The sequence below is a fragment of the Bartonella sp. CE47NXGY genome, from assembly GCF_042195415.1.
In the GTDB taxonomy this organism is placed as follows: domain Bacteria; phylum Pseudomonadota; class Alphaproteobacteria; order Rhizobiales; family Rhizobiaceae; genus Bartonella.
Genome location: NZ_JBHIOI010000062.1, coordinates 1 through 4377 on the forward strand (window position 1 = coordinate 1; position 4377 = coordinate 4377).

Annotated in this window: 1 protein-coding gene; it reads left to right on the forward strand. The window is 44.7% G+C overall.

Annotation, left to right across the window (positions count from 1 at the left end; genetic code table 11):
• A partial coding sequence (locus tag ACFIL3_RS09075; protein WP_375682114.1) for a hemagglutinin repeat-containing protein occupies window positions 1–4377 on the forward strand: 4377 nt, incomplete at both ends.

The window sequence follows — 4377 nt, forward strand, 5'->3', positions numbered from 1 at the left end:
GGAAGGTTCTATTACAGGGGATGCGCATTTTAAAGCACAAGCAGTTGAAGGCAATCCGCTGGAGTCCTTAAGCGGTTTAACCGGGGCTGGTGCTTTGTTTACACCAAAAGTGGATATCAATGGTGCAGGAGAACTTTCTGAGGGTCTCCCTTTGCCAAAGCCTCAATCGGGTGGGGTTGGTGGCACCTTGCCCAAGCAGAATTTTATTTATGAAACGCGGGCAGAATTCCTTGATGTTGGCAAGTTTTATGGCTCAGCCTATTATTTGAACAGAATTGGCTACAATCCTGATCGGGAGATTTTTTTCTTAGGCGATGCTTATTTCGAAAAGGAATTGATTGAAAAACAAATGCGTGATCTGGTTGGTCAAGGTTTGGGTAAAGGCTCCTTTATTCCTGGAAGTGATGCCATTGAACAAGTCAAAACTTTGCTGGATGTCGGGGCAGACTATGCAAAAGCCCACAATCTCCCTTTTGGTGAGGCTTTGAGTGAAGAACAATTGGCGTCCCTAGAAGTCCCGATGGTGATTTATGTGCGCCAACAGGTCAAGGGCATGGATGTTTATGCACCGGTGCTTTATATCCCTGAAAAAGACAGAGCCTCCTTTGTTTCTGCTGGGGCTTTGATCATGGGCGATGATGTCAATATCACCAGCCAGAATACGAGCAATTCAACGATTATCAATTCAGGGCGGATTGCGGCAAATCACCAATTGCATGTGCATGGCGGGGATATCCTCAGTCAAGGAGGGCATTTTGCGGCGGGTGGTGATGCTGTTATCCTTGCGGAGAAGAATATTCGTTTAGATGCAGGGCGCACAACGGTTGACGGCGTGGAGACCGTTTTAAATACCGAGGCGCTTTCTGCTGGTGGTAATGCAACGGTGATTGCTAAACAAAATATCACCGCCTCCGGGGTGGGGATCACCACCGGAGGTGATCTTGCCATGGCTACAGAACAAGGCAACTTGACGATCGGTTCAGCAGAAACCCATTACCATGATGAACAGGGTGATGCCACCATGCATCATAAATCGGAAGTCAGTTCTGGGGGTTCAACAGTCTTTTCATCAGGAAAAAATCTCAATATTTTAGGCTCAGATGTTCAAGCAACGGATAAACTTCTCTTGCAAGCTGAGAGGAATATTTCGATTGATGCCACACGCAACAGTATGGACAATCAGAATGGGAGTGAAACCTCCCATGTTGCCTTGCACAATGGCTCTCATCTAAGTTCTGGAAAGAATATGGATATCATATCGGGGCACGATATCCATGTCTCTGCTTCCGATATAGATGCCAAGGGCAAGGTGGGGCTGAAAGCCAGTAACGATATCCTGATCAACAATGCAGAAGATAGCTTAAATTATGAGATGTCTGATCACAAAGAGGATGGAATATTTAGTGAGAGAGTCCATAATAATGTTGAGGCTACCCAAGTCGTGAGCTCAAGTATAACAGGCGGTGAAGGGATAGCCTTTGAATCTGGCAATGATACAAAAATCATTGGGTCGATGCTTCTTGCTGGAAAAAAAGAGGAAACACCAGATCAAGCAAAAGCGGATATTTCTATTCATTCTGGTGGGAATATTCTTATAAAAGGCGCTCAAGAACACTACGACCAGCAATACCAATCGTCTTCAAGTAGCTTTTTGCATGAGGAATCGTCCGATAGTTCTCAATCGCATACCACAACGGTCTCCTCTATCCTTGGGGCGACGGGCAACATCGTGTTAGACGCACAAGGAGAAGCCAAGATTTCTGCTTCTCATCTGCTTTCCGGTCAAGATATCAATGTGAGTGGAGAAAGTGTGACGATTGATGGTATGACAGATCACCATAGCAGCTACTCAGAAGAACATGCATCTGGTTTGGGCGCGGGTTCAGGCAAGGACTTTTTATCGATATATGGGAGTGAGACAAAGACAGAAAATGAAGAAAGTTTTGAACATCAAGGCTCTTCTCTCAATGCGAATGGCACTATCAACATCACTGCTAAGAAAAAAGATGTGACAATTGTTGGCTCTGATCTTGCAGGTGAGAATATTAACCTTTCGGCAGCTCGTGATGTCAATGTGCTTGTGGGTCATAATAGCCATAAGTCAAATTCTGAAGAAAAGCGTTCAGGTTTTGGCATTCAGTTTGGAAAGAGCAGCAGTAGTGTTTCTTTGGGTGTTGGGGTTGCAAGCGTCAAAGATACGGGCGATCAATGGGAAACCACTTCCACACAATCACACATCACGGCACGCCAAGATGTGCAGATTACTGCTGACAATGATGTGAATTTACAAGCAGCCATTGTTGCGGCGGATCGTGATGTCAACATTGATGCCGGCAATAATATCACCCTATCAGAAAGCCAAGATATCTCTAAGACACAAAAAAACCATGAAAATTTCTTTGCTGGTGTTACAGGTTCTGTCAATGTTGGCATTCTTAGTACCATACAAGATATAAAGGATGCAGGAAAACGTTTTGGTCATGGGGATACAAAACACAAAATCGGCAATGGCATCATTCTTGGTCTAAAAGGCAAAGATCTCTATAACAAAGGCAAAGATCTCTATAATGGGATAAAGAGCGGATCAACAAAAGATTCCCTTCTCAAGATGGTGGATATTTCTACCAGTGTTACCGTAGGCTTTAAGACTGAAAAGGAAGAGAAGTCTTCTCAGACATCTACTGCTGTAACCAATAGCATAGAAGCTGGGCGTTCTGTCAATATGAAAGCCCACAAAGGCAGCATCCATGGTGTTGGAGCTGATATTATCGCTGGCACCAATCCTGCTTATGCAAATGATCCGCAGAGCGGGAATATCAACTTGGAAGCAGGACAGCATATTACCTTTGAAAGTGCGCAAAACAAGAAAAGCACACAAAACCATAACCAAAGTGCTTCAATGAATATTGGAGCCAGTTATGGCACGGGTGGCGCAGGGGTAACAGGCAGTGCTGCTTTTAGTCAAGGGGAAGGTTCCAGTGAACAGGTTCAACAAAAGAACAGCCATATTGTTGGCACAGGTACTGTTCATACCACGAGTGGGGCAAACACCACATTGGCAGGCGCCGTGGTTTCTGGAGAGCGTGTAGAAATGGAAGTAGGAGGTGATTTTACCGTTGTCAGCCGCAGTGATACGGGACAAACTTCCAGCAAAAAAAACTCTGTTTCTGTTGGGGTTAAAGGCAATGGAAAGCCTGATGGTGCGTCAATAAACGTCTCTTTCCAAAATGATCAATCCTCCAGCGATTATCACAGTGTTGTGGAACAATCAGGCATTAAAGCCCGTGATGACGGCTTTGAGATCACCGTTAAAGATAAAACAACGCTGACTGGAGGTATTATTGAAAGCACAGCCTTGGCAGAAAAAAACAGCCTGACCACAGGAAGCATCAGCACCAGTGATATCAGCAACAGTGCGAGTGCCAAAGCCAGCAGTGATGGGATTAGCATTGCAGCGGGTGGTGCAATGGGCGAATACGACATCGCTAAAAACATTGCCAAAAATGTTTTAGATCATGCAGAACAACAGGATTCAAGGGAAGGATATACCAAATCTGCCATTAGCGATGGCACCATCGTCATTACTGATGAAGCAGGGCAGAAGGCATTGACAGGGCAAGGCGTTGATCAAACCATAGCTTCCCTTAACCGTAATACCGCTGAAGCTCATAAGGGTGTATCACAAATAGATGTCACTAAGCTGGAACAAACAGCTGGTGAAGATCGTAAAATGGCAACACAATTGCTGGAAGAAGGATTTAAATACAGCGATAAAGCCTATAAAAAATATAGTGAAGAATCCTCTAAAAAGCGCAATGATGTAGCCTCTAAAAAGCGTAATGCTGAAGCTCCTAAAAAGCACAATGCTGAAGCCTCTAAAAAGCGTAATGCTGAAGCCCCTAAAAAGCGCAATGATGTAGCCCCTAAAAAGCGTAATGCTGAAGCCCCTAAAAAGCGTAATGCTGAAGCCCCTAAAAAGCGTAATGCTGAAGCCCCTAAAAAGCGCAATGCTGAAGCCTCTAAAAAGCGTAATGCTGAAGCCCCTAAAAAGCACAATGATGTAGCCCCTAAAAAGCGCAATGATGCAGCCCCTAAAAAGCGCAATGATGTAGCCCCTAAAAAGCGCAATGCTGAAGCCTCTAAAAAGCGTAATGCTGAAGCCCCTAAAAAGCACAATGATGTAGCCCCTAAAAAGCGCAATGATGTAGCCCCTAAAAAGCGCAATGATGTAGCCCCTAAAAAGCACAATGATGTAGCCCCTAAAAAGCGCAATGATGTAGCCCCTAAAAAGCGCAATGATGTAGCCCCTAAAAAGCGTAATGCTGAAGCCCCTAAAAAGCGTAATGCTGAAGCCCCTAAAAAGCGTAATGCTGAAGC